The organism is Desulfothermus okinawensis JCM 13304, from assembly GCF_054654515.1.
Window position 1 is genome coordinate 1 of sequence record NZ_BAAIEW010000088.1, and the last position, 422, is coordinate 422.

Below are 422 nucleotides of genomic sequence, written 5' to 3' on the forward strand. Positions count from 1 at the left end.
AATAAATATTTTATCGTATGGAATAAAAGGAATATCTGCCCAAAAGATTGTTCAAACGGTATTGGACGACCTTAAAAAATTTACCGGCAAGGCTCCACAATCAGATGACATAACTATTATGGTTATGAGATGGTTTGGTGACAGGGACAACTAACGATTCCTAACCCTATCCATATCCCTAACAGACCAGTGATATATTTCCTCGCCTGCTTTCCGAGCAAAAATATTGGGAGCAATATCTTTTTGGCTATCAAAAGTGGAGGGATTTTGTAAAACAAGGGCACTTCCAGTAGAAAAATAAAAAGGAATTACACCTGCAAAAAAATATTTCTCTTTCCACAATATATCCAGCCACTCATTAAGACATGGGCTGGACAAATTCAGATAAATAGACCGAACAGGATCTCTACTTAATTTTTTAA

General features: G+C 36.0%; 1 protein-coding gene. It reads right to left on the minus strand.

What is annotated here, in order from left to right; translation table 11 throughout:
• Positions 1-150: 150 nt before the first annotated feature.
• Positions 151-422, minus strand: a 272-nt coding sequence (locus ACYQ0O_RS13160; RefSeq protein ID WP_459893803.1) for a hypothetical protein, incomplete at its 5' end; no start/stop codon positions are given.